Origin of the sequence: Rhizobium sp. LjRoot258 (genome assembly GCF_964254185.1) — a bacterium.
Classification (GTDB): domain Bacteria; phylum Pseudomonadota; class Alphaproteobacteria; order Rhizobiales; family Rhizobiaceae; genus Rhizobium.
The window spans coordinates 279,958-299,741 of the sequence record NZ_CAXUST020000001.1 but is presented as its reverse complement, the minus strand read 5'-3'; the positions used below and the strand labels follow the sequence as shown (position 1 = coordinate 299,741).

20 protein-coding genes are annotated in these 19,784 nt (G+C 59.8%); 1 reads left to right on the top strand and 19 read right to left on the bottom strand.

The annotated features are described in order from the left end of the window. Positions 1–7: 7 nt before the first annotated feature. From ACSQ9D_RS01505 to ACSQ9D_RS01455, 11 genes are all read right to left on the bottom strand, one after another. The gene (locus ACSQ9D_RS01505; protein WP_436280874.1) at positions 8–1,306 is read right to left on the bottom strand and encodes a flagellar hook protein FlgE; all 1,299 of its coding nucleotides are present in this window, start codon (positions 1,304–1,306) and stop codon (positions 8–10) included. 130 nt (positions 1,307–1,436) lie between these two features. Further along, positions 1,437–2,108 carry a transcriptional activator Rem gene (gene rem / locus ACSQ9D_RS01500; protein ID WP_436280873.1) on the bottom strand — a complete coding sequence of 224 codons (672 nt, stop codon included), beginning with the start codon at positions 2,106–2,108 and terminating at the stop codon, positions 1,437–1,439. A gap of 283 nt (positions 2,109–2,391) precedes the next feature. Further along, positions 2,392–2,955 carry a transglycosylase SLT domain-containing protein gene (locus ACSQ9D_RS01495; RefSeq protein ID WP_436280872.1) on the bottom strand — a complete coding sequence of 188 codons (564 nt, stop codon included), beginning with the start codon at positions 2,953–2,955 and terminating at the stop codon, positions 2,392–2,394. Further along, positions 2,897–4,312 carry a flagellar hook-length control protein FliK gene (fliK, locus tag ACSQ9D_RS01490; protein WP_436280871.1) on the bottom strand — a complete coding sequence of 472 codons (1,416 nt, stop codon included), beginning with the start codon at positions 4,310–4,312 and terminating at the stop codon, positions 2,897–2,899. Before fliK ends, ACSQ9D_RS01495 begins: the two co-directional genes overlap by 59 nt. Position 4,313: 1 nt before the next feature. Then, positions 4,314–5,621: a chemotaxis protein MotC gene (motC, locus tag ACSQ9D_RS01485; RefSeq protein ID WP_436280870.1), complete on the bottom strand. Its 1,308-nt coding sequence runs from the start codon at positions 5,619–5,621 to the stop codon at positions 4,314–4,316. A gap of 3 nt (positions 5,622–5,624) precedes the next feature. Next, positions 5,625–6,923 carry a MotB family protein gene (locus ACSQ9D_RS01480; RefSeq protein WP_436280869.1) on the bottom strand — a complete coding sequence of 433 codons (1,299 nt, stop codon included), beginning with the start codon at positions 6,921–6,923 and terminating at the stop codon, positions 5,625–5,627. Next, positions 6,920–7,555, bottom strand: a complete 636-nt coding sequence (locus ACSQ9D_RS01475) for a hypothetical protein (protein ID WP_436280868.1) — start codon at positions 7,553–7,555, stop codon at positions 6,920–6,922. Before ACSQ9D_RS01475 ends, ACSQ9D_RS01480 begins: the two co-directional genes overlap by 4 nt. A 166-nt stretch (positions 7,556–7,721) precedes the next feature. Continuing rightward, positions 7,722–8,687: a flagellin gene (locus ACSQ9D_RS01470; protein ID WP_436280867.1), complete on the bottom strand. Its 966-nt coding sequence runs from the start codon at positions 8,685–8,687 to the stop codon at positions 7,722–7,724. Positions 8,688–8,953: 266 nt separating this feature from the next. Next, positions 8,954–9,862, bottom strand: coding sequence for a flagellin (locus ACSQ9D_RS01465; RefSeq protein ID WP_436280866.1), 909 nt, complete (start codon positions 9,860–9,862; stop codon positions 8,954–8,956). Between the two features lie 241 nt (positions 9,863–10,103). Beyond that, a complete protein-coding gene (locus ACSQ9D_RS01460; protein ID WP_436280865.1) occupies positions 10,104–10,994 on the bottom strand; it encodes a flagellin in 891 nt (296 codons plus the stop codon). Positions 10,995–11,270: 276 nt separating this feature from the next. Beyond that, positions 11,271–12,161: a flagellin gene (locus ACSQ9D_RS01455; RefSeq protein WP_436280864.1), complete on the bottom strand. Its 891-nt coding sequence runs from the start codon at positions 12,159–12,161 to the stop codon at positions 11,271–11,273. 354 nt (positions 12,162–12,515) lie between these two features. Between ACSQ9D_RS01455 and ACSQ9D_RS01450 the strand changes: the two genes are divergently transcribed. Further along, positions 12,516–14,441, top strand: a complete 1,926-nt coding sequence (locus tag ACSQ9D_RS01450; RefSeq protein ID WP_436280863.1) for an O-linked N-acetylglucosamine transferase family protein — start codon at positions 12,516–12,518, stop codon at positions 14,439–14,441. Positions 14,442–14,521: 80 nt separating this feature from the next. Here the strand turns inward: ACSQ9D_RS01450 and fliP are convergent, their stop codons facing one another. Genes fliP through ACSQ9D_RS01410 form a run of 8 tightly spaced genes read right to left on the bottom strand, consistent with a single transcriptional unit; the run spans position 14,522 to position 19,784 of the window. Next, positions 14,522–15,259 carry a flagellar type III secretion system pore protein FliP gene (gene fliP / locus ACSQ9D_RS01445; protein WP_037114230.1) on the bottom strand — a complete coding sequence of 246 codons (738 nt, stop codon included), beginning with the start codon at positions 15,257–15,259 and terminating at the stop codon, positions 14,522–14,524. Further along, positions 15,256–15,774: a flagellar basal body-associated FliL family protein gene (locus ACSQ9D_RS01440; RefSeq protein ID WP_436280862.1), complete on the bottom strand. Its 519-nt coding sequence runs from the start codon at positions 15,772–15,774 to the stop codon at positions 15,256–15,258. Before ACSQ9D_RS01440 ends, fliP begins: the two co-directional genes overlap by 4 nt. A gap of 11 nt (positions 15,775–15,785) precedes the next feature. Continuing rightward, positions 15,786–16,502: a flagellar basal body L-ring protein FlgH gene (gene flgH / locus ACSQ9D_RS01435; protein WP_024313017.1), complete on the bottom strand. Its 717-nt coding sequence runs from the start codon at positions 16,500–16,502 to the stop codon at positions 15,786–15,788. After that, a complete protein-coding gene (locus ACSQ9D_RS01430; RefSeq protein WP_037114236.1) occupies positions 16,499–17,032 on the bottom strand; it encodes a MotE family protein in 534 nt (177 codons plus the stop codon). Before ACSQ9D_RS01430 ends, flgH begins: the two co-directional genes overlap by 4 nt. Continuing rightward, a complete protein-coding gene (locus ACSQ9D_RS01425; RefSeq protein ID WP_436280861.1) occupies positions 17,029–18,150 on the bottom strand; it encodes a flagellar basal body P-ring protein FlgI in 1,122 nt (373 codons plus the stop codon). The genes ACSQ9D_RS01430 and ACSQ9D_RS01425 overlap by 4 nt, the downstream gene beginning before the upstream one ends. Then, complete coding sequence (gene flgA, locus ACSQ9D_RS01420) at positions 18,147–18,632, bottom strand: flagellar basal body P-ring formation chaperone FlgA (RefSeq protein WP_436280860.1); 486 nt, start codon at positions 18,630–18,632, stop codon at positions 18,147–18,149. Before flgA ends, ACSQ9D_RS01425 begins: the two co-directional genes overlap by 4 nt. A gap of 17 nt (positions 18,633–18,649) precedes the next feature. Further along, complete coding sequence (flgG, locus tag ACSQ9D_RS01415; protein ID WP_037114246.1) at positions 18,650–19,438, bottom strand: flagellar basal-body rod protein FlgG; 789 nt, start codon at positions 19,436–19,438, stop codon at positions 18,650–18,652. 19 nt (positions 19,439–19,457) lie between these two features. Further along, entirely contained in the window at positions 19,458–19,784 is a 327-nt protein-coding gene (locus tag ACSQ9D_RS01410) for a flagellar hook-basal body complex protein FliE (RefSeq protein WP_047516605.1), read from the bottom strand.

Here is a 19,784-nt window from a genome sequence, read left to right as displayed (position 1 = left end):
ACCCTACTTATCTCTTGAGGTTGACGAGGACGTCCATGATGTCGGACCCCGTCTGGAACACCTTGGAATTGGCGGTGTAGCTGCGCTGCGATTCGATCATTTCGGTCAGTTCGCCGGCGAGGTCGACGTTCGAGCTCTCAAGCGCACCTGCCTGGATGGTGCCGAAACCGTTGGTCTGCGGGAAGCCGGTGACGGTAACGCCAGACTGGCCGTTGGCGCTGTAGACGTTGCCGCTCATCAGCGTCATGTTGTCCGGGCTTGCAACGGTCGCCAGCGGAATGCGGTAGATCGGCTTGGAGGTGCCGTCGGAATACTTCGCGTACACCGTGCCATCCTTATCGATCGTCACGTCCTTGACCGGGCTTGCAGCCTGGCCGTTCGGCGTACCGCTGCCGGCAAAATCCGCGGCGAGCTGCGTGAAGCCGCTGAGGTTCATGGCGATGGAACCCGTAGTGACCGGGTCGTTGATCGTCATTGCGCCGGTGCTGATCATCTTGCCGTTGGCATCGAAGGTCAAATTCGTCGAGCCAACGAGAGCCGTCGCTGCCGGAGTGTACGGAAATGACGACGTTCCACCTGTTGCCGCATCGGCGTGGCGGAAGACTGCGACCTGCCATGTGCTCGCAACACCCGGAGCGGGGGGCGGGGGCGTCGTCACGGCGGTCTTGGTGAAGTAGAAATCGTACTGGACCGTGTTGCCAAGCTTGTCGTAGCCGACCATCGACATCTGCTTCGTGTCGGCGGTGATCGGAGCCGTGTTGGAGGCAGGAAGGTTGCCGGTCGCAACGTTGGCATTGGAGTTCAGGTTGCCCGAGAACGTACCGGTGGTCGAAGCGATTGCTGTCAGACCGGATTGGTTGACGTTGACCGGCACGAGACCGGAGAAGCCGTTGACCACGACAGCGGGCGCACCCGAATCGTAGGAATAGCCCATCAGCTTGAAGCCGGCAGCGTTGACGAGGTTGCCCTCGTCGTCCTTGGTGAAGTCACCGGCGCGGGTCAGAACCGGAACGCCATCCGGGCTCTGAACGATGAAGAAGCCGTCGCCCGAGATCGCCAGATCATAGCTCGACGTCGTGTAGGAGATATCGCCCTGCTCGGAAACGGACTGACGAACGGACGTCTGGACGCCACCTGAATTGTAGTTACCCGAGGTCGAAGGCAGAACCAGCGACGAGAAAGCGCTCGAAACGGCCTTGTAGCCCGTCGTGTTTGCGTTTGCGATGTTATCGGCGACGGTGCTGAGGCGGTTTGCCTGCGCGTTCATGCCGGACACGGCCGTCTTCATGCTGCCAAAAATGCTCATCTGAAAACCTCGATTCCCTGAGTAGGCTTGAGAGTATTTGGTGGGCCTTGCGTGAAGCTGTCTGGGGCTGAACCATCATCGATGAGAATGCAGCGACTATGGCCAGGCAACACGGCCCGTTTTGAAAAAATCAGTTCCAGTCAATGCAGTAGCCAAGGAAGCGCTTCGAATCGACCGGATCGACGCCGAGCTTCTTCCGGAGCTTCTTGCGCAGCTTGGAAATGTGGCTTTCAACGACGTTTTCTTCGACTTCGTCGTCGAAGATGCCGTAGATCGCGTTGAAGATTTGCGTCTTGGTGACACGGCGACCGCGGTTTGCGATCAAATATTCCAGGATGCGGCGCTCGCGACGGGGAAGCGCAAAGACTTCGCCATGAATTTCCGGATCGCGACCGTCGGAGAACACACGGATCGCTCCGATGTCGGTGTGGCTGGAAATCGCTTTGAGGCGGCGCCGGATGGCGGCGGCTCGAGCCAGGATTTCGCGGGGATGCACCGGCTTGCGCACGACATCATCGACGCCACAATCAAAAAGTGCAAGGGTGTTTTCGAGCGACGGCTGGTCGCTGACCGCGATCACCGGCGCCATGGTCCGGTCGCGGATTGCGCGCGGCAGCTCGAAATTCTGCTGCCCCTGCCCGATCAGGAACGCCTCGACAGCGGCGATATCAGAATCCGCCGCCGTCTGAACCCACTCACCGAATTCACTTGGATCAAACCCCGTGGAAGGAATGCCTTCCCGCCCGAAAAGTGAAGTGTAACCATCTTTCACGAGCTCACGCTCATCAACCACTACGATCATTCGTCCGCCTCCGAATCACTTGTGGTACCTCGATGCTCTATGGGTACGAATCGCGCGATTCTGGGACAAGCTGTAGGAACTTACTGGCAGGAATTAATAGTTGATTAAGAATTGAGGCGCGATTTGATCTAGATGTAGTGGCATCTCGAAATTATGCACACAAAAATTTCGTGGAAAAGTTAACAAGGTCTAAAATGTGACTTGCCTTGCCATATTGAGACAGATTCTCGCCACAATATGACACATTTCTGCTTTGTTCTGTTTTCCACCCGTTTTGATTGAATCAATTTTGGCAGAAGTTGCTCGCATTGGGAGTCCATTTGCCATAGCCGGTGGCGACCAGATTGGCGATGACCCGGCAAACATACTGCTTCTGGGCGGGGTCATTGTTGGGTCCGGCGTGATAGCGAGCCACCGCCATCGTCCAGGTTTCGTGACGGTCGTGGAGATTGCGCAGGAACCGTGCGGCGTATTCCACATTGTGACGGGGGTCGAACATCTCCTCCGCAGACCGGAAATTCTCACCATGGTAGTACTGGTTGATCTGCATGCAGCCGATGTCGATGAGCTTCGCGCCTGACCTGCGCGCAACATCAACCTGTCTCAGAGCGTCCTGCTCGGAGGGTGGAAAGAAGGCCTTCCCTTCGATGTTCAGCGCGTAAGGGTAGAGCGACCCCTTGCGTCCGGTCTCGGTCAAGCCAACGGAGTAGAGAATGCCCTCGGGGATGCCGTATTTCAGTGCGGCCGCCTGAATCTCCTGCTCGCAGGCGCTGTTCGACGCCTGTGCGCTAGAGATAGACGTCGCCAGTGCGACCGCTGCCAGCGGCGCCAGGAGAAGTGCTTTCAACACTGCTTTCGCCCGAGCCATTGAAGCCTCCGCCAGTTCGCTGTCCTGATTGATTTTGGCGTTCACGCGCCTCGCCGCCCTGACCTTGCTGGGCAGAGGCCTGCTGGCTCTGCCCGTTCGCCTGATTGCCGGCGTCCGAGCGGTCGACCGGCGCCATGCTGATCGTAACGTTGTCGATCGCGTAGCCCTGGCTGCGCAATGCCTCGATGATCTTGCCGTGGTCTTCCTTCAGTTGCCGATAGGCCGCGCCGCTCTCTACCTTCAGGTCGACATTCAGCGCGTCGCCGTGCAGCCGCATCGTAGCGGTGACGAGACCAAGGTCGATCGGGTTCATCTGGATCTTGAGCGTATTCACGACCTTGCCGGTGCTGGTCCACTCAGCGGCGTTCGACAAAGCGGAGCTCGCCTGCATGGCATGCGCCCATTCCTGATCACCAGATATCGCGGCCGTCACTGCGGCAGAATTGGTGTTCTGCGCCAGACCAATGTAGCGGCGCGAATCCAGAATGGAGACGCTCTCGATGTTAGCCTTGCCGCCGGACTCGGCGGTGGCATCCTTGTCGATGCCAAGATGCATATCCATGGACTGACCGCGGCCATCGGTACGGCTCAGCCGGAATGTCGCCGCGTCGGTACCGCCGGCAACCGCTGTGCCGGGCAGCCGAGCGTCCACGGTCGTATCGACGCTGGCCAGATCAGCATCGGTAGACGTCTCATCCTTGGACTTGATACCGGCAACGGGCTTTTCTTTCGGATCGGTCGCTGCCTTGCTGTCCACCTTTTGGTTCGCCGCGGCCATTGCGGCGAACGCTGCGGCCGCAGTTGCGTCGGTCGGCACCTGCTTCAGCAAGCTGAGGACATCGGAGATCGCGCCATCGTCCTCGACGCCCTTCTTGACCTCGGTGCCGTCAGCCTTCGTCTGCTTGCTACCCTTGGCTGAATGGCTCGCCACGTCATCGTCCAGCTTGTCGGACGGATCCTGCAAATCGGCGTCAGTGGCGTGCTTGCCCTTGGCCTTCGGGTCACGCTCCGTTTTCTTCGTCTCTTTATCCGTCGAGCCAGACGTCTTTTCATTTATCTCCGCCTGCGCCGCCAGGGAGGCGCTGCCGAGATCGATCAATGCCTTCGTGTTCGCGAGGCGTGGCGCAGCCGACCCACTGCCGTCGGTGCCGTCGGTGCCGTACTGGCCCACGGCGGGCTGATCGGTCGAGTCATGCTTTCCACCGCTTGCCTTGTTCAGGACGTCAGAGAACCCGCCCGCATCCGGATCACCACCGTTGCCGGTCTGCCGGCCAATGCCTGCGGCAGAAGCAGCCCCTGCTCCAGACGCTCCCCCCGAAACGCTGATGTCCATCATCTCAATTGCTTTCTTTGTTCAAGAGGCCGTCGATCTCATCCAACTGCGATCGGCTTGACGTGACGAATGCGCTGAATGACGGGTCGGCGTCCTGCTGTCCCCCAACATTGGATGGCGGCGTCCCTGCCGCTTCTCCCACAACAGGACCGTGAGCCAGGTTGGGTATCGCCCCCTGCTCCGCCTCTGGTGAGGCCGCTGCCTGTTCAGAAGTAATTTCTTGGCTATACAATTTAGGGGTCGTCGCTTGCGTCAGGCTTGCCGGGTCCGGCGGACGAAGCACTTGTTCTGCAATGGCTTTTGCTGCTGCCCTAAGCGCCTGGTCACGCGGCGACAACTCCTGGTCGGGGATCGATGCGATGTTCTTGGCGGCCGTATCGATCTTGTCCGTCGGGATCGCCGCCATGCCGCCATAGAAATCGGCGAGCGCTCCAAAGGCGTTGTCGGAATCGCCTGCAAGCGTCTGCGCGCGTGCCGCGGCCATCCGTGCGAGATCACCCTTGCCGGCGATCGCCGCCGCGCGAGCGATGCGGAGATAGACTTCGCGTTGCCTGGCCTCATCCATGAAGGAGAGGATGCCAACAACGTCGTCCGGCTTCACCTCGTGATCATGATTGACCAGCAGCTTGACGAAAAGATCCGCGAACTGGCTCGCATAGGGCGAATGCAGGAAGCGGCGCACATAGCGCTGCGAATAATCGAGCCCCTTGTCCACCATCCCGGCTTCGACGCAGATCGACACAGAGCGGCGCAGCGCCGCCTCCTCGACGATCGTGCCCGGCGCATTGAGGCGCGCCTGATCATACAGCTTCAGCGCCTCCATTGGGCTCTTGGCGATGGTGACGTTGCCGCCGACCAGCGCAAGATAGGGGCCGATTTTCTTATCCTTGTATTCGTTCGCCGTCTCGACAAGGCTCTTGGCGACGAGCAATCCCTTGCCGCTCAGATATTTCCGCAAGACGTCGCTGATGCGATTGTCGAAGTGACCGTTTACATCGCGGGCGACGAGGAATTCGAGGGTCTCCGGATTGCCGCCGCTCATCGCATAGATCAGCGCCGCATCGACGTTGCGGTCATCATCGAAAACCGACGGATCGATGCTGCGCAGGCGCTGATCGATCGTCCCGAGCATGAAACGCTGCATCTCGGCGGCAGAATGATCGCCAAGCACGACGGAATCCTGCACGAACTGCAGCGACCGCAGCATTTTGTAGGGTGCAATGTCCTCCTGATCTTGCGCATACGCGACAGCAGCAGGGCTCCCCGCGAGACCGAGAAGCAGAAGCAGAAGACGTTGGTGCAGACGGATCATGGATTATCCCTGATCCGTCTGCAGCAATATTTCGATGCGCCTGTTGGTCGCGTTGAAGGGATCCGCCTGATCCTTCAACTTGCGGTCGGCAAAGCCGGAGACTTGCGAGACCCGCTTTTCGTCGAGCCCGCCGCGAACGATCATGTAATAGGCAGCCTGGGCGCGATCCATGGACAAGCGCCAGTTCTCGTTCTCGCCCTTATACTGACGGCCGTCCGTGTGGCCGCGAATGACAACGGCGCCTGGTTTGCCCTTCAGGATCTCACCGATCTTTTCCATCGCCAGCACCATTTCCTTGCGCGGAACGGCCGATCCGATGTTGAACATGGAATCATCGCTCTGATCGGAAATGCTGACCAAAAGGCCGCCTTCCGACGGTGTTACCGTGAGGCCTTCGGCGAGCTTGCCAGCCACGCCACTGATCTGCTGGGCGATTTCCTTTTGCAAGTCCTCGGCCTGTTTCTGCTCGGCGGCCTTTTGCGCCTCAGTCTGCGGCTTTTCCTTGCCCTCGGCATTTCTGACAGCCGTTTCCATGGAAGCCGCACCGTGCTGCGGTTTGCTCTCTGCCGTTTCCTGGGCCTGCGCGTCATGAGCCTTGCCGGCGTCCTCGGCCTTTGTCAGATCCGCCGGGTTCTCGGATTCCGCCTTGGCAACTTCGGCAGCGTCTGCTGCACCATCGGCGGGCGTGTCGCTCGATGCCGGCTGCGTCTTGTCGGCGTGCGTCACTTCGACCTGCTTCGTCCAGAAATCCGGATCGAAGGGGTCGCGGTAGGCCTGACCGCCGTCAGCGCCGGTTGCCGGACCGGAATCGCTGGCACCGCCCTCGCCCTTGGCGCTGACGTTTGCCTGCTGGCCGACTTCCTGCGCAATCTCCGCCAGGACCGAATAAGGATTCTCGAAGAAGTCGGCTTCGGAGTAGTTGGTCTGGTCGCCGGAGGTCGAGGTCTGGTCATCGCCGTTTGCGGCCGATGCACCCTTGGTGGGCTCGTCCTCTTTTTCCTTCGACTTGTCCTGCTTCTGGTCGCCGTCCGCCTGATCGACGGGCTTCTTCAAGCCTTTTTCCGTGGGCTTCTCGTCGGCGAGCTTGATCGGATTGAAATAGGTCGCGACCGAGGCCTTGGTTTCCTCGTTCGCAGCGTTGACCAGCCACATGACGAGAAAGAACGCCATCATGGCCGTCATGAAGTCGGCATAGGCGATCTTCCAGGCGCCACCATGAGCTCCGTCGTGATCCCCGCCGCCATGTCGCTTGACGATGATGATCTCGTTCTTGCCGTGGTGGTGGTTTTCGCTCTCACTCATTCCAGAACTTTCTTCAAGCTCGTCGCCCAGGCCGACATCCGCGTGACCAGGACAGCGTCGCCAAATTCGACGGTCAGGTCGACATCGCCCGTTTCATGATGGCGCAGAAGACCAGCCTTTTGGCCAAGTGTGCTCTTCAGCACATCGAAAAGCCGCGCCGGCCCTTTGACCGTCACGGTACCGACATCGCCTTCCAGCACCGCATCGCGAAGGATGCCGGCAAGATCGACGGCAGCCTTCTGCGACAGAACATCGGTCATAACAGGCGCCATCGCCTTTGCGACCGTCGCGCTGACAAGCTCGGCAATCTCACCCGCCATCGCGTCAAGCCGGGAGGCAATCAGCTCTGCGGCCTCAACCTCGTACCGGTCGCGAAGCTCTTCAATTTCGCGCTGATGAACGAGCGCGACCGTTTGCGCTTCCAGTTCATACTTCTCGGTCAGCGCAGCGGTCGCCTCTGCATGGCCTTCGGCATGGGCGCTATGGCGCTCGGCTTCGAGATCCACCACCGGTTCGGACGCGATGTCCGCAAAGCCGCCGAAATCATCCGCAAGATCGTCCGCTTCCGCGACGGGAGCAACCACGGCCGGCTCGCCAAAATCCTTGAGGTACCGAGAAAGCAGCGCGCTCACCCTATCCACCCTCTCGCTGCAGAAGACTGCGACATGCCTGGCCCCATCATGAACTGACAACTCATCAGGCACGGTTTCCGCACTGCGCCCTTGTACCGAAACTATGGTGTCAAACTTGCGCGAGGATGAAGGGTAAAGCCGAACAAGCTCAACTCTACCTGCGCCACTATTGCAGCAGGATCAGCACTTTGCTGGCAGCCGTGTTCAGGATCGAGATCGCCTGAACACCCATCTGCTGTTGCGTCTGCAACGCCTTCTGGAGGGTCGACGCTTCGTCCATGTCGGTGTCAACGAGCGCGCCGACACCCTTGTCGATCAAGTCAGACATATCCGCGGTGTAGGCAACGCGATCGCTGATGCGCGCGCTCATCGTGCCGAGGCCGGCCGCCGTCGTCGTCAGCTGCGACAAGACGGAATCGACCACTGCCAGCATGTCCTTCACCTGCGCGGAGGTCGTGTTGCTATCGAGCTTTATCTCCGTCCCGCTCGCGGGTGTCGTCGATCCGGCGTCGAGCAGATAGTAGTTGCGTGCCGTCGAGGTACCGTCCGGATTAAGCGCATTTGCGTCGATCGTCTTGGTAAGAAGTCCGCGATTGGCGTCCGTCGTGTCGATCATGACGGTCTGGTTGGCCGGGAAATCGATTGTGTGCGCTTGGTATTCGCCGTTTGTACCGCGCGCGAAACCGCCGATCACGGAGCGTGAGGTCGGAAGCGTCGCGTCGCGGTTGAGCAGCCAATTCTCGCCCGCAAAGTTCGTCGCCTGGACGGTCGTCTGCAGTTGCCCCTTCAGCTCGGTGAGCGTGGTGTTGAGCTTCGTCTTGTCGACCCCGGCTTCCTGCGCCGTCACGAGGGTCTTGCGGATCTCGCCGAGTTGGTCGATCAGGCTGTCCATCGACGTATAGGCAGTATCGACCTTCGATGCGCCGACGCCGAGCGCGTCGTGAATGTTTTGCAGCGAGCTGCTGTCCGAGCGCATGACACTTGCATAGGACCAGTAGGTCGCATCGTCCGCAGCCGTTTCGACGCGATAGCCCGACGAAACCTGCTGTTGAACCGTTGCGACGTCCTTGTTGATAATGCGCAGCGCCGCGAGGGCGTTTACCTGTGCCGAGCTGGTAATTTTGTATGTCATTTTTCTGGCTCTGAGTAGGGAAACGGGACAGGCCGGCAACCGGCAGCGACTGACCTGGCGTCATGCCCCCGGCTGGTCCCCCAGGCCCGGTTTGTCGCTAAAAACAAATCAACTGTTAAGCGAAGTTAACCAAGGCCTTCGACGGGCGCAAGTGCCATATCTGCAGTGTCGCAAGCCTCGCGCAATCTTGATTATCGCTTCAAAAACAAAGAGAAAGCCGCGTCAAGGACGCGGCTTTCCATCTCCTTCGGATGCGGCTGGGCGGCTTAGTTCTTGAAGAGGGTGAGAACGTTCTGCGCGCTGGAATTCGCGATCGACAGCGACTGGATCGCCAGCTGCTGCTGGGTCTGCAGGGCCGTTAGTTTGCTCGATTCCTCTTCCATGTCAGCGTCAACAAGGCGCCCGACACCCGAGTCGATCGAATCGCTGAGGTTGGAAACGAAGCTTTCCTGCAGGTCGATGCGGGTCGAGATCGAGCCGAGCTGCGAGGCCGCCTTTGTCAGGGCACTGAGGCCTGATTCGACGGTCGTCAGCGCAAGGTCGATGTCGCTGGAGCCGAAGCTGGTGATGTCCATGCTGTAGATCGAGCCGACGCTGCCGCTCGACGTCCCAATGATACCCGTCGATGTATCGATCGCTCCCGTAGTCGTCACACCGAACAGAACGTTGCCGCTCGTCGAGTCATCGAGCACATACTGTGTCGTCTGAACGGAAACCTGGCCGTTCGCATCGCGGACGAACGAGGAGACGACGCTTTTAGTGGTATTGCCTGCCACCCAGTTCTCGCCGGAAAAGGAAGCGGACTGAGCTACGCTCAACAACTGCTGCTGAAGCTGTCCAATTTCGTCCTGAATCTTGGTCTTGTCCACGCCCTTTTCCGTCGCGGCCACGATCTTTGCCTTGATCTCGCTGACGATATCGATGGCGCTGTCCATGGCCGAATAGGCGGTATCGACCTTTGCAGCACCCAGACCGAGCGCGTCGGAGACAGCCGAAAGAGCCTTGTTGTCCGAACGCATGGTCGTCGCAATCGACCAATAGGCAGCATTGTCCTTGGCTTCGGCAACACGGTAACCGGACGAAACACGGTTCTGGGTATCTTCCAGATTGCCATTGATGCTGCGGAGGGTCTGGAGGGCGGACATTGCCGCGACGTTCGTCAAAATGCTGGTCATGAAATTATCGCCCCTTGATGGCAAATCTTGAAAAGGGACATTCCGGTCCGGCACCGGGAACGGCAATCAGCATCATGCCCGCTAACCGCTTCTTAAGCTTGGTTAACATACCGTTTCGTTGACGGCAGAAAACATGAATTTGGTTAACGCGGAGTTAACAGGCATCAAAAAAGCCGCGCTCGGTAGCGCGGCTTTCCATTGGCGATCTTTCTGTTCGAGACGCCCGGAGGCGCTCCTGCTATTAGCTGCGGAACAGCGAGAGGATGTTCTGCGAGGAGGAGTTTGCAATCGACAGCGACTGGATCGCCAGCTGCTGCTGGGTCTGCAAGGCGCTGAGCTTGGAGGACTCTTCTTCCATGTCGGCGTCGACGAGACGGCCGATACCGGAGTCGATCGAGTCGCTGAGCGAAGTGACGAAGTCGCTCTGGATGTCGACGCGCTGCTGGAGCGAGCCGAGCTGCGAGCCGAGCGTCGTCATGCTCGTCAGAGCGCTTTCGACGTCCGTCAGCAGGTTGTCGACGTCGCCCTGGGTCGTGCTGGAGCCGATCGTGAAGCCGTAGATGGAGCTACCCGAGCTCGCACCGTTAGCGCCGAGGATGCCGCCCTGGGTCGTGCCGTCAAACAGCGTGTTGGTGGCGCCGAGCGAATAGTCGGTGGTCTTGATCGAGACCGCGCCGCCGGTGCCGCGAACGAAGGACGAAACGACGCTGACCGTGCCGCCGGCGTTGTTGACCCAGTTTTCGCCGTTGAACGAAGCGGACTGAGCAACGCTGTAAAGCTGTGCCTGCAGCTGCGTGATTTCGTCCTGCAGCTTCGACTTGTCGACGCCAGCTTCGCTGGCTGCAACGAGCTTTGCCTTGATGTCGCCGACGATGTCGATGGCGCTATCGACGGCCGTGTAAGCCGTGTCGAGCTTGGCGGCACCCATGCCGAGGGCGTCGGAAACGGCCGAAAGAGCCTTGTTGTCCGATTTCATCGTGGTGGCGATCGACCAGTAGGCAGCGTTGTCGGAAGCCTTGCCGACGCGCAGACCAGACGAAACGGCATTCTGCGTATCCGACAGATTGCTGTTGACGTTACGCAGCGTCTGGAGAGCTGCCATTGCGGAGTTGTTGGTCAGAATGCTGGTCATTTAATTGCCCCTTTGGCAGAATTGATAGGAAGGGACATTCCGGACTACCGGGAACGGCGGTCAGCGTCATGCCTGTTGACCGCTTTTGCTGTGCTCAGTCAACTCGCCGTTTCGATAGGCACATAAGACAGCATCATGGTTAAGAAACCCTGAACTCAAAAAAGAAAAATAGTTAAAAATATCCTTCTGTTAGCTCGACTTATTAACTTACGATTAAAACATTTACGGCCGGGAAACCCGGCCGTAAATCGCTTCTCAGATGGCTGGTGACGGCTATCAGCCGCGGAACAGCGAGAGGATGTTCTGCGAAGAAGAGTTCGCAATCGACAGCGACTGGATCGCCAGCTGCTGCTGGGTCTGCAGGGCGCTGAGCTTGGAGGACTCTTCTTCCATGTTGGCGTCAACCAGGCGGCCGATACCGGAGTCGATCGAGTCGCTGAGCGAGGAGACGAAGTCGGTCTGGATGTCGACGCGGGTCTGGAGCGAACCGAGCTGCGAACCGAGCGTCGTCATGTTCTTCAGAGCGCTTTCGACGTCCGTCAGCAGGTTGTCGATATCGCCCTGGGTCGTGCTGGAGCCGATCGTGAAGCCGTAGATGGAGCTACCCGAGCTCGCACCGTTAGCGCCGAGGATGCCGCCCTGGGTCGTGCCGTCAAACAGCGTGTTGGTAGCGCCGAGCGTGTAGTCAGTGGTCTTGATCGAGACTGCGCCGCCGGTGCCGCGAACGAAGGACGAAACGACGCTGACCGTGCCGCCGGCGTTGTTGACCCAGTTTTCGCCGTTGAACGAAGCGGACTGAGCAACGCTGTAGAGCTGCGACTGCAGCTGCGTGATTTCGTCCTGAAGCTTGGTCTTGTCGACGCCGGCTTCGCTGGCTGCAACGAGCTTTGCCTTGATTTCGCCGACGACGTCGATGGCGCTGTCGACAGCGGTGTAGGCCGTGTCGAGCTTGGCGGCACCCATGCCGAGGGCGTCGGACACAGCCGAAAGCGCCTTGTTGTCGGACTTCATCGTCGTGGCGATCGACCAGTAGGCGGCGTTGTCGGAAGCCTTGCCGACGCGCAGACCAGACGAAACGGCGTTCTGCGTGTCACTCAGGCCCTTGTTGACGTTACGCAGCGTCTGGAGTGCCGCCATTGCGGAATTATTGGTGTTAATGCTTGTCATAAGTCTGTCCCCAAAAACAAAATACCAAAGGAGGACATACCGGACTTCAATACCGGCGATGACGAACCAGCTTCATGCCACTCGGCGCCGTTTCTCTTGAGCAACCAAACCCGTCATGTCGAGAGGCAATCTCGCACCCATTCATTGCCAACTCATTAAAACGGCTGGTGAAACGGCGTCGCATGGAGCCGGTGGTTAACAGTCTGCAAACACTCGTCGAACGCCTTGTCGCAGGAGCGCACACCGGCTTCGAGCAAGCTTGGCGTGCCTAGATGGTGCAAACTGGGGCGCCTTGTAGGCCAGCGCACGATTGGCCACGACGCTCGTTGAAAAAGTTCCGGATGGAGTGGGCTCTTGAATACCAACATTTCGTTTGCGGCGGCATCGAAGGACTATCAAAAGGGGCAATATCTCAAGTCGCTTGAAGTCCTGAACAAACTCATCAACACGCAGCAGGACGTCAAGACCTACGTTCTCCTGGCCAAAAACCTTCTCAAGTTGGGCTTCAAATCGGAAGCGGCAAGCGCCTATGCGCTTGCCGGCGAACGCGACAGCGACAAGGAGTCGCCCTACACCCGTGAAGCCGCGCTCCTGTATTTTGCCTGCGGCGACGAACAGCAGGCCTTGCTGCAGGCCTTGCGCGTCATGACACGTGCCCGCTCGGACGCCGACCTAGCCTGCGTTCTTGCCTCTATCCACCTCAAGCAAGGCCGAAAGGACCTCGTGAGCCCCTACCGCAAGGTGATCTCCGAGAGCAGCAATCCCGACCACGTCCGCCTTGCAGTGCGACTCCTCAGCGACGACATTCTGGACGCGACGAACGAGACACTCGTCTATAATCTGTTCAAGAAGTTTCCCGACATCATGCCACTCAGGCTGCTCAAGCTCGTCTTCGCCCGCGAAGTCTGCGACTTCGACCTCGTCGCCAAGGAGTTTCTGCCGGTACAGCGCATGCTCGACAAGGGCGACCTGAGCGTCCTGGAGCGCGACAATCCCTTCTACAACCTCCACTGGTGCAGTGACGAAGCGCTCAATGCGCGTGCTTCTCACAATCCGTCTCTTCCATTGAAGCAAGCAGCAGCGCGACGAAGAGCCGTTCCCCACGCCTGGAGCAAGAAGATCCGTATCGGATATCTTTCGTCCGATTTCTGGGCCGGACACGCAACCATGAAGCTGCTGCGCCGTATTCTGGAGCTGCACGACCGCGACAAGTTCGAAATAGTGCTCTTCTGCCATACCGAGCAGAAGTACCTGCAACACGAAGCCGACACGGTCGATCGCTCGCAATGGGGCGACGTGTGCATCGTTCGAGACATGACCGACGAGGAAGCCGCCAAGGCTATCCGGGAGCGGCAGATCGACATTCTGGTCGACCTCAAGGGACACACATTCGGCGGCCGATCCAGAATCCTGAACTATGGCGGCGCTCCGCTGCAGGCAACCTGGCTTGGTTTCCCCGGCAGCGTGACCGACGTCGACCTTGATTACGCCATCGGCGATCGGTTCGTGCTGCCGACGACCAGCGAAGCACACTACCACGAGAAGCTGGTGCGCATGCCGGAGAGCTACCAGCCCAACGACCCAGCCAATCGTCCGAAGCCGAAGCCGACGACCCGGACCCAGGTCGGATTGCCGGAGGACGCGTTCGTCTTTGCCTCGTTCAATGCGAACCGCAAGATCAACACAGAGATACTTGACGTCTGGTGCAACATCCTCAAGCGCGCGCCAAACGGCGTGCTTTGGCTGATGCTTTCGTCGCCCCACACCCAGACGAACCTGCTCAACTACATCAATAGGAAAGGCATCGATTCGGATCGAGTGATCTTCTGCCCGCGCGTGTCCTACGAAGAGCACATCGATCGCCAACAGATGGCCGATCTTGGCATCGACACGTTTCCGGTCAACGGTCACACAACGACCTCCGAGCAACTCTGGGGCGGCCTGCCGGTTCTGACCGTCAAAGGCACCAACTTTGCCTCCCGCGTCAGCGAAAGCTTGCTCAACGCGATAGGCCTGGGGGAACTGGTGGCTAGCGACATCAAGGCCTATGAAAACATGGCCGTCGAACTCGCGAACGCCCCCGACCGCATCGCCGGGTACAAGCGGCGGATTCGCGAAAATGCTGGCATCATGCCATTGTTCGACGCCGAGCGTTTCACGCTGCATCTCGAAAAGGCTTACGAAATGATGGTAGAGCGCGCGAAGCTGGGGCAGGAACCGGACCATCTCGACGTTCCGGCGCTACCGCCCCGCACAGAACCGTTCTTCCGCTTCGACTAGAGGGCATTCCGAGGCATGAAGAACCGCCGGCTTTCACCGGCGGTTTTTTTGCGCGGTGCTGCGCGCAATGGAGGTGCGGCTCAGTGGAAGGAACGCACGAGACTTCCGACCAAAAGGTTCCAGCCGTCGATCAGCACGAAGAAGAGTATCTTGAACGGCAAGGAAATCGATGTCGGCGGCAGCATCATCATGCCCATCGCCATGGTAATGGTGGCGACGATCAGGTCGATGACCAGGAAGGGAAGAACGATCAGAAAGCCGATCTCGAAGCCGCGGCGGATCTCCGAGATCATGAAAGCGGGAATGAGAACGCGGTAATCGATCTTCTCGGCGGTCTCGACACTCTGGCCCCGCTCACGCGCCAGATCCACGAAAAGCGCCAGGTCCTTGTCACGCGTGTTGCTCGCCATGAACGTGCGAAAGGGCTCGGCGATGCGTGCCACTGCCTGTTGCTCGTCGACCTGGTTCGACAGGAGCGGCTGAACGCCGGTCTGCCATGCCTGATCGAAGGTCGGTTGCATGACGTAGAAGGTCATGAACAGCGCGAGCGACAAAAGGATCATATTCGAGGGGGTGGAGGACAAGCCCATGCCCGACCGCAGGATCGAGAATGCAATGATGAAGCGCGGGAAGCTCGTCACCATGATCAGGATGCCCGGGGCGACCGAAAGAACGGTCAACAGGCCGAACGTTCTGATGATCCATGCCGCGACCGAACCGTCGACCGGCAAGTTCAACAGGTTTGTCGGGAGCTGCTGCGCATGCGCCAGCTCCGGTGCCGCCATCATGGCAGCGAACAGCAGTAGAAATCGAATCATTCGACGACGAAGGTCCTGAACATGACCTTCGATACGCGTCCTTGCGCGCGAAGGTCAACACGCTCCTGGATGTCATCCTTAAGATATTCGAAGCCTCGCGGCCCTTCGATCTGCTGCAGCGAAACCGTGCGCACATAGGCGAGAATATCCTGATGGATATCCTCCGCGAGTTTCACGTCGGGCGGGCCGTTAAACAGCAGCGCCACTTCCAGACGAACCCAGTTCTCGGAGGGATAGGCGAGATTCGAGGTGATCGGCTCAAGCTGAACGACGTTGTTGGCCTCGGTCGAAATGTGAGGCAGGCCCGCCTCACCTTCCTTCTTCTGCGCGGCTTCGTCCTTGGCTGCCTTGGCCAGTTGCGCCTGTTCGGCGCCCTTGATGTTGGGTGCGACCATGCCACCGACCACCCAGCCGCCGCCGGCGCCGAGCAGCGTCAGGATCGCAAGCCCGGCGATGGTCATCAGTGCGGCCGATTTTCTCTTCGGCTGGCCTTCGGCGGCTTCTGTCTCTGCCATGGTGTTCAGCCTCAGAGGGGCGAGAAGAGATCGACGGCCTGCTGGCCGCGCGGCGGCTGCTGCACTTCCATCAGGCGGCCACGACCACCGTAGGAGATGCGGGCCTCAGCAATCTTCTCGTAGGAAATCTGGTTGTCGGCGTTGACGTCCTGCGGGCGCACGATACCGGCGACGTTGAGAATACGGATCTCCTGGTTGACACGAACTTCCTGGGAGCCGCTGATCACGAGGTTGCCATTTTCGAGAATGCCAGTGACGACGGCCGCGACCATGAGCTTCAGCGTTTCGGACCGGTCGATCTTGCCCTTGCCGTCGGTGCTGGTGTCGGAACCATAGGTCACATCGGTCTTCGACGACGGATTCCAGCCCATGACGTTGGCGTCGACGTCCCAGTTGAGGCCGCTCGAGTTGGTCCGGCTGCGGCTCGTGTCATTCTCGAACTTCGCCTTATCGTTGATCTGGATATTGACGGTCAGGATATCGCCGACGTTGAGAGCGCGGGCATCCTTGAAGAGGGCTGCCTGCGAGTCGCTCCAGAGAGAATAGCCCTGCGCGACCTGGCGCGGCTGCTTCGGATAGAGCGCCATCTGCGGCGTCTGGCCGTAAGCGAGACCGCTGCCGATCGGGCTCATGGCCGGGGCGCGACCGATCTCATTGACAGCCTGCGGCGATGCGCAGCCTGCAAGAAGGGCGACAGCTGCAATCGCGACCGGGAAACGCTTGTTCATGAAGGGTCCTTCGACGTATTGGGATCGGACGCGCTGGCGATGATGTTGGCGATGACCGCAGCCTTCTGCGGATCCATCTCGTTGAGGATCAGGCTCGATTGCGTGGCGTTCAGCCGCATGATGACGGCCGCCGCCACTTCGATCTTGACCTCTTGCAGCTGCGATGCGGCTGCGTCCGGCTTCATTTTCTTATAAATGTCCGTGAGACCCGCTTCCGCCTGCTTGAGGAAAACATCGCGGCGCTTCAGCCAGTCCTGATATTCCTCCTTGCGCTTGTTCATTTCCGCAATGCGGGAATCGACGTCGGCGCGGAGCTTTTCGAGCTCCTGCTTCTGCAGGAGATAGCGCTGGTCGCGAGCGGGATCGGCAATGTTCGTGCAGAACTGCTTGATCTCCTCCTGCGAGGTCATCTCACCCTTCGGCGCCGGCTGCTCCTGCGCAAAGGCGCCAGGGATGGACAGCGCCACCACGGCCATCGCAGGGAGGGCAAGTCGCCGAAGCAAGTCAGATGCCGTCATGTTCTTCATCATTGCAGGACGAGCTCCGCTTGCAGCGCGCCGGCTGATTTGATGCCCTGGAGGATGGCAATGATGCCATCCGGCTTGACGCCGATATTATTCAGACCTGCCACGAGCGTCCTTAGATCAGGCCCATCCAGCAGAGCCACCTTGCCGCCCGTCTTCTGCGCGGCGATGTCGGTCTGCGGCTGAACCGCAGTCACGCCGCGCGAGAATGGCTCGGGCTGAATGATCTGCGGTGTCTCAGTCACCTGGACAGTCAAAGTACCATAGCTGACGGCAACCGGCGACACGCGCACATCGGCGCCGATAACGATCGTGCCGGTTCGCTCGTTCACCACCACCTTCGCCGGCGTATCCGTCTCGACGACAAGGTTCTCCAGATCGGCCATCAGGCGCGTGAGGTCCGCCGTTCTCGGCTTCTGGACGATGACTTCCTGCGCATCCTTGGCCTCTGCCACCGGGCCACCGAAGCGAGCGGAAGCGTAGCCGTTGACGACATCGGCGATGCGAATGGCCGTCGAGAAGTCCGGGTTCCGTAGCTGCAGAACAAGATTGACCGAATCCTTGAAGCGCGACGGCAGCTCGCGTTCGATGATGGCACCGCCCGGCACCCGTCCGGCGGTCGTCACACCCTCGGTCACGCTCGCGGCCTGGCCTTGGGCGCTAAAACCCGAGACGACGACTGAGCCCTGTGCGACAGCGTAAATCTGGCCGTCAGCGCCCGACAGCGACGTCATGATCAGCGTTCCGCCGCGCAGCGACGTGGCATCACCCAGCGAACTGACGCTGACATCGATACGGCTGCCGGGACTGGCAAAAGGCGGCAGATTGGCGGTAACCATGACAGCCGCCGTATTCTTCGCGTTGGACTGGCCGCCCTGCGTGGAGATGCCGAGGTTTTGCAGCATCGCGCGCATCGACTGCTCGGTGAACGGCGAAGCGCGGAAGCCGTCGCCGGTGCCCTGAAGGCCGACGATAAGACCATAGCCGATCAGCTGGTTGTCGCGTCCCGCCTGCAGGGAGGCAATGTCCTTGATGCGCGAGTTCGTCGCCGCAGCGGGCGTGACGGCGACAACGTTCGGGGACAGAAACGCAAGGGCTACGAAAAGGCGGAAAAACATCTTCATTTTGCGGCCACGTGTATGGTGCCGTCGGCGAGCACGGTGCCGCTGACAATCACGCCGGAATCCATGTTGCGAACGCGGATGAGCTGCCCCGTCATGCCGTCTTCAAGTGGCGACCCGGCTGCCGAGATCGTCATCGCGCCGAGCGTGAAGATCAGCCGGATCGAGGAGCCGCGCGTCACGGTAAAGGGCTCCCGCAGCGCCGAAACGGAGATCGTGCGTCCCGGCAGGAGCGTGCGCTTGGAGATCATCCCTTCGACCTGGCGGATCGACTTTGCATAATCGCCCTTCAGGTTGGGATTGGTCACTTCCACTTCCTGGAGCTGGGCGCCAGAAACGGTTTCGCCGGGGTAGATGGTCGTTGTCGGAACCACCGCATATCCCATGCCGGCAGCGACTGCTGCCTGCGGCGCGGCAAATGCGGTGATCGCAATGGCGGCGGCTGCCGCCCGTCCGAGGATACCTTTGACCCGGCAAAACATCATGTTTCGGCCCTTCCCGATTACTTCAGGTTCTTGCTGACGATGGAGGCCATTTCGTCGGCGGTGGTGATGACCTTGGAGTTCATTTCATAGGCACGCTGCGCCGATATCAGCTCGGTGATTTCCTTCACCGGATCGACGTTCGACGATTCGAGGTAACCTTGCTTCATGTAGCCGAAGCCCTCTTCGTCGGGGGTGCCGACGACGGGATCGCCGGAAGCGGGCGTCTGCTGAAACAGGTTGTCGCCGAGGGGCTGAAGACCGGCTTCGTTGACGAAGTCGGCGATCTGAAGCTGGCCCAGTGTCGTGGCCGTCGTCGCGCCCGGGAGCTTCGCGGTCACCTCGCCGGAGCGGCTGATCGTCAATTCGGTCGAGCCGGTCGGAATCGTGATGTTCGGGGCGACAGTGTAGCCGTCGACCGTCACGATCTGGCCCGTCTCGTTCTTGTTGAATGCGCCGGCGCGCGTATAGAGCGTCGTGCCGTCCGGTGCCTGGATCTGGAAGAAGCCGCGGCCGATAAGTGCCACGTCGAGGTCGTTGCCGGTTTGCGAGAGCTCGCCTTGAATGTGCAGATTGCGGATTGACGACGTCTGAACGCCGAGACCGATGTTTGCACCCTCCGGTACGATTGCCTGGTTCGCGCGGTTGGAGACGCCCTTGGCGCGCTCGGTCTGATACAGCAGGTCCGTGAATTCAGCGCGAGCGCGCTTGAAGCCGGTCGTGTTGATGTTCGCGATGTTGTTGGCGATGACTTCAAGATTGGTCTGCTGGGCATCCATACCCGTTGCAGCAATGGCAAGCGCTCTCATGGCTTTGTCCTTAAATCAATTACATCTGCATCCGGGTAACGTCGAGAAAGGCTGTAACGACCTTGTCGCGAATGGCGATTGCGGTCTGAAGGGTCTGCTGCGCCTGCATGACGGCATCGACGACTTCACGCGTCGTGGCTGTGCCCTTGATGCCGGCAAAGGACATGCCTTCCGCATTCTTCAGGGTATTCAAGGCGCCGGTGGCAACGTTGCTGAGAACCGCACCGAAGCCACCGTCATTTGCCGCGCTCTCTGCAGCGGAGGAGGCCGTGGAGTTGTCCTGATCGATGGCGGCAAGGCCGCGGGTCATCGACAGGGAGCTGACGCTATTGACATTGTTGATCAT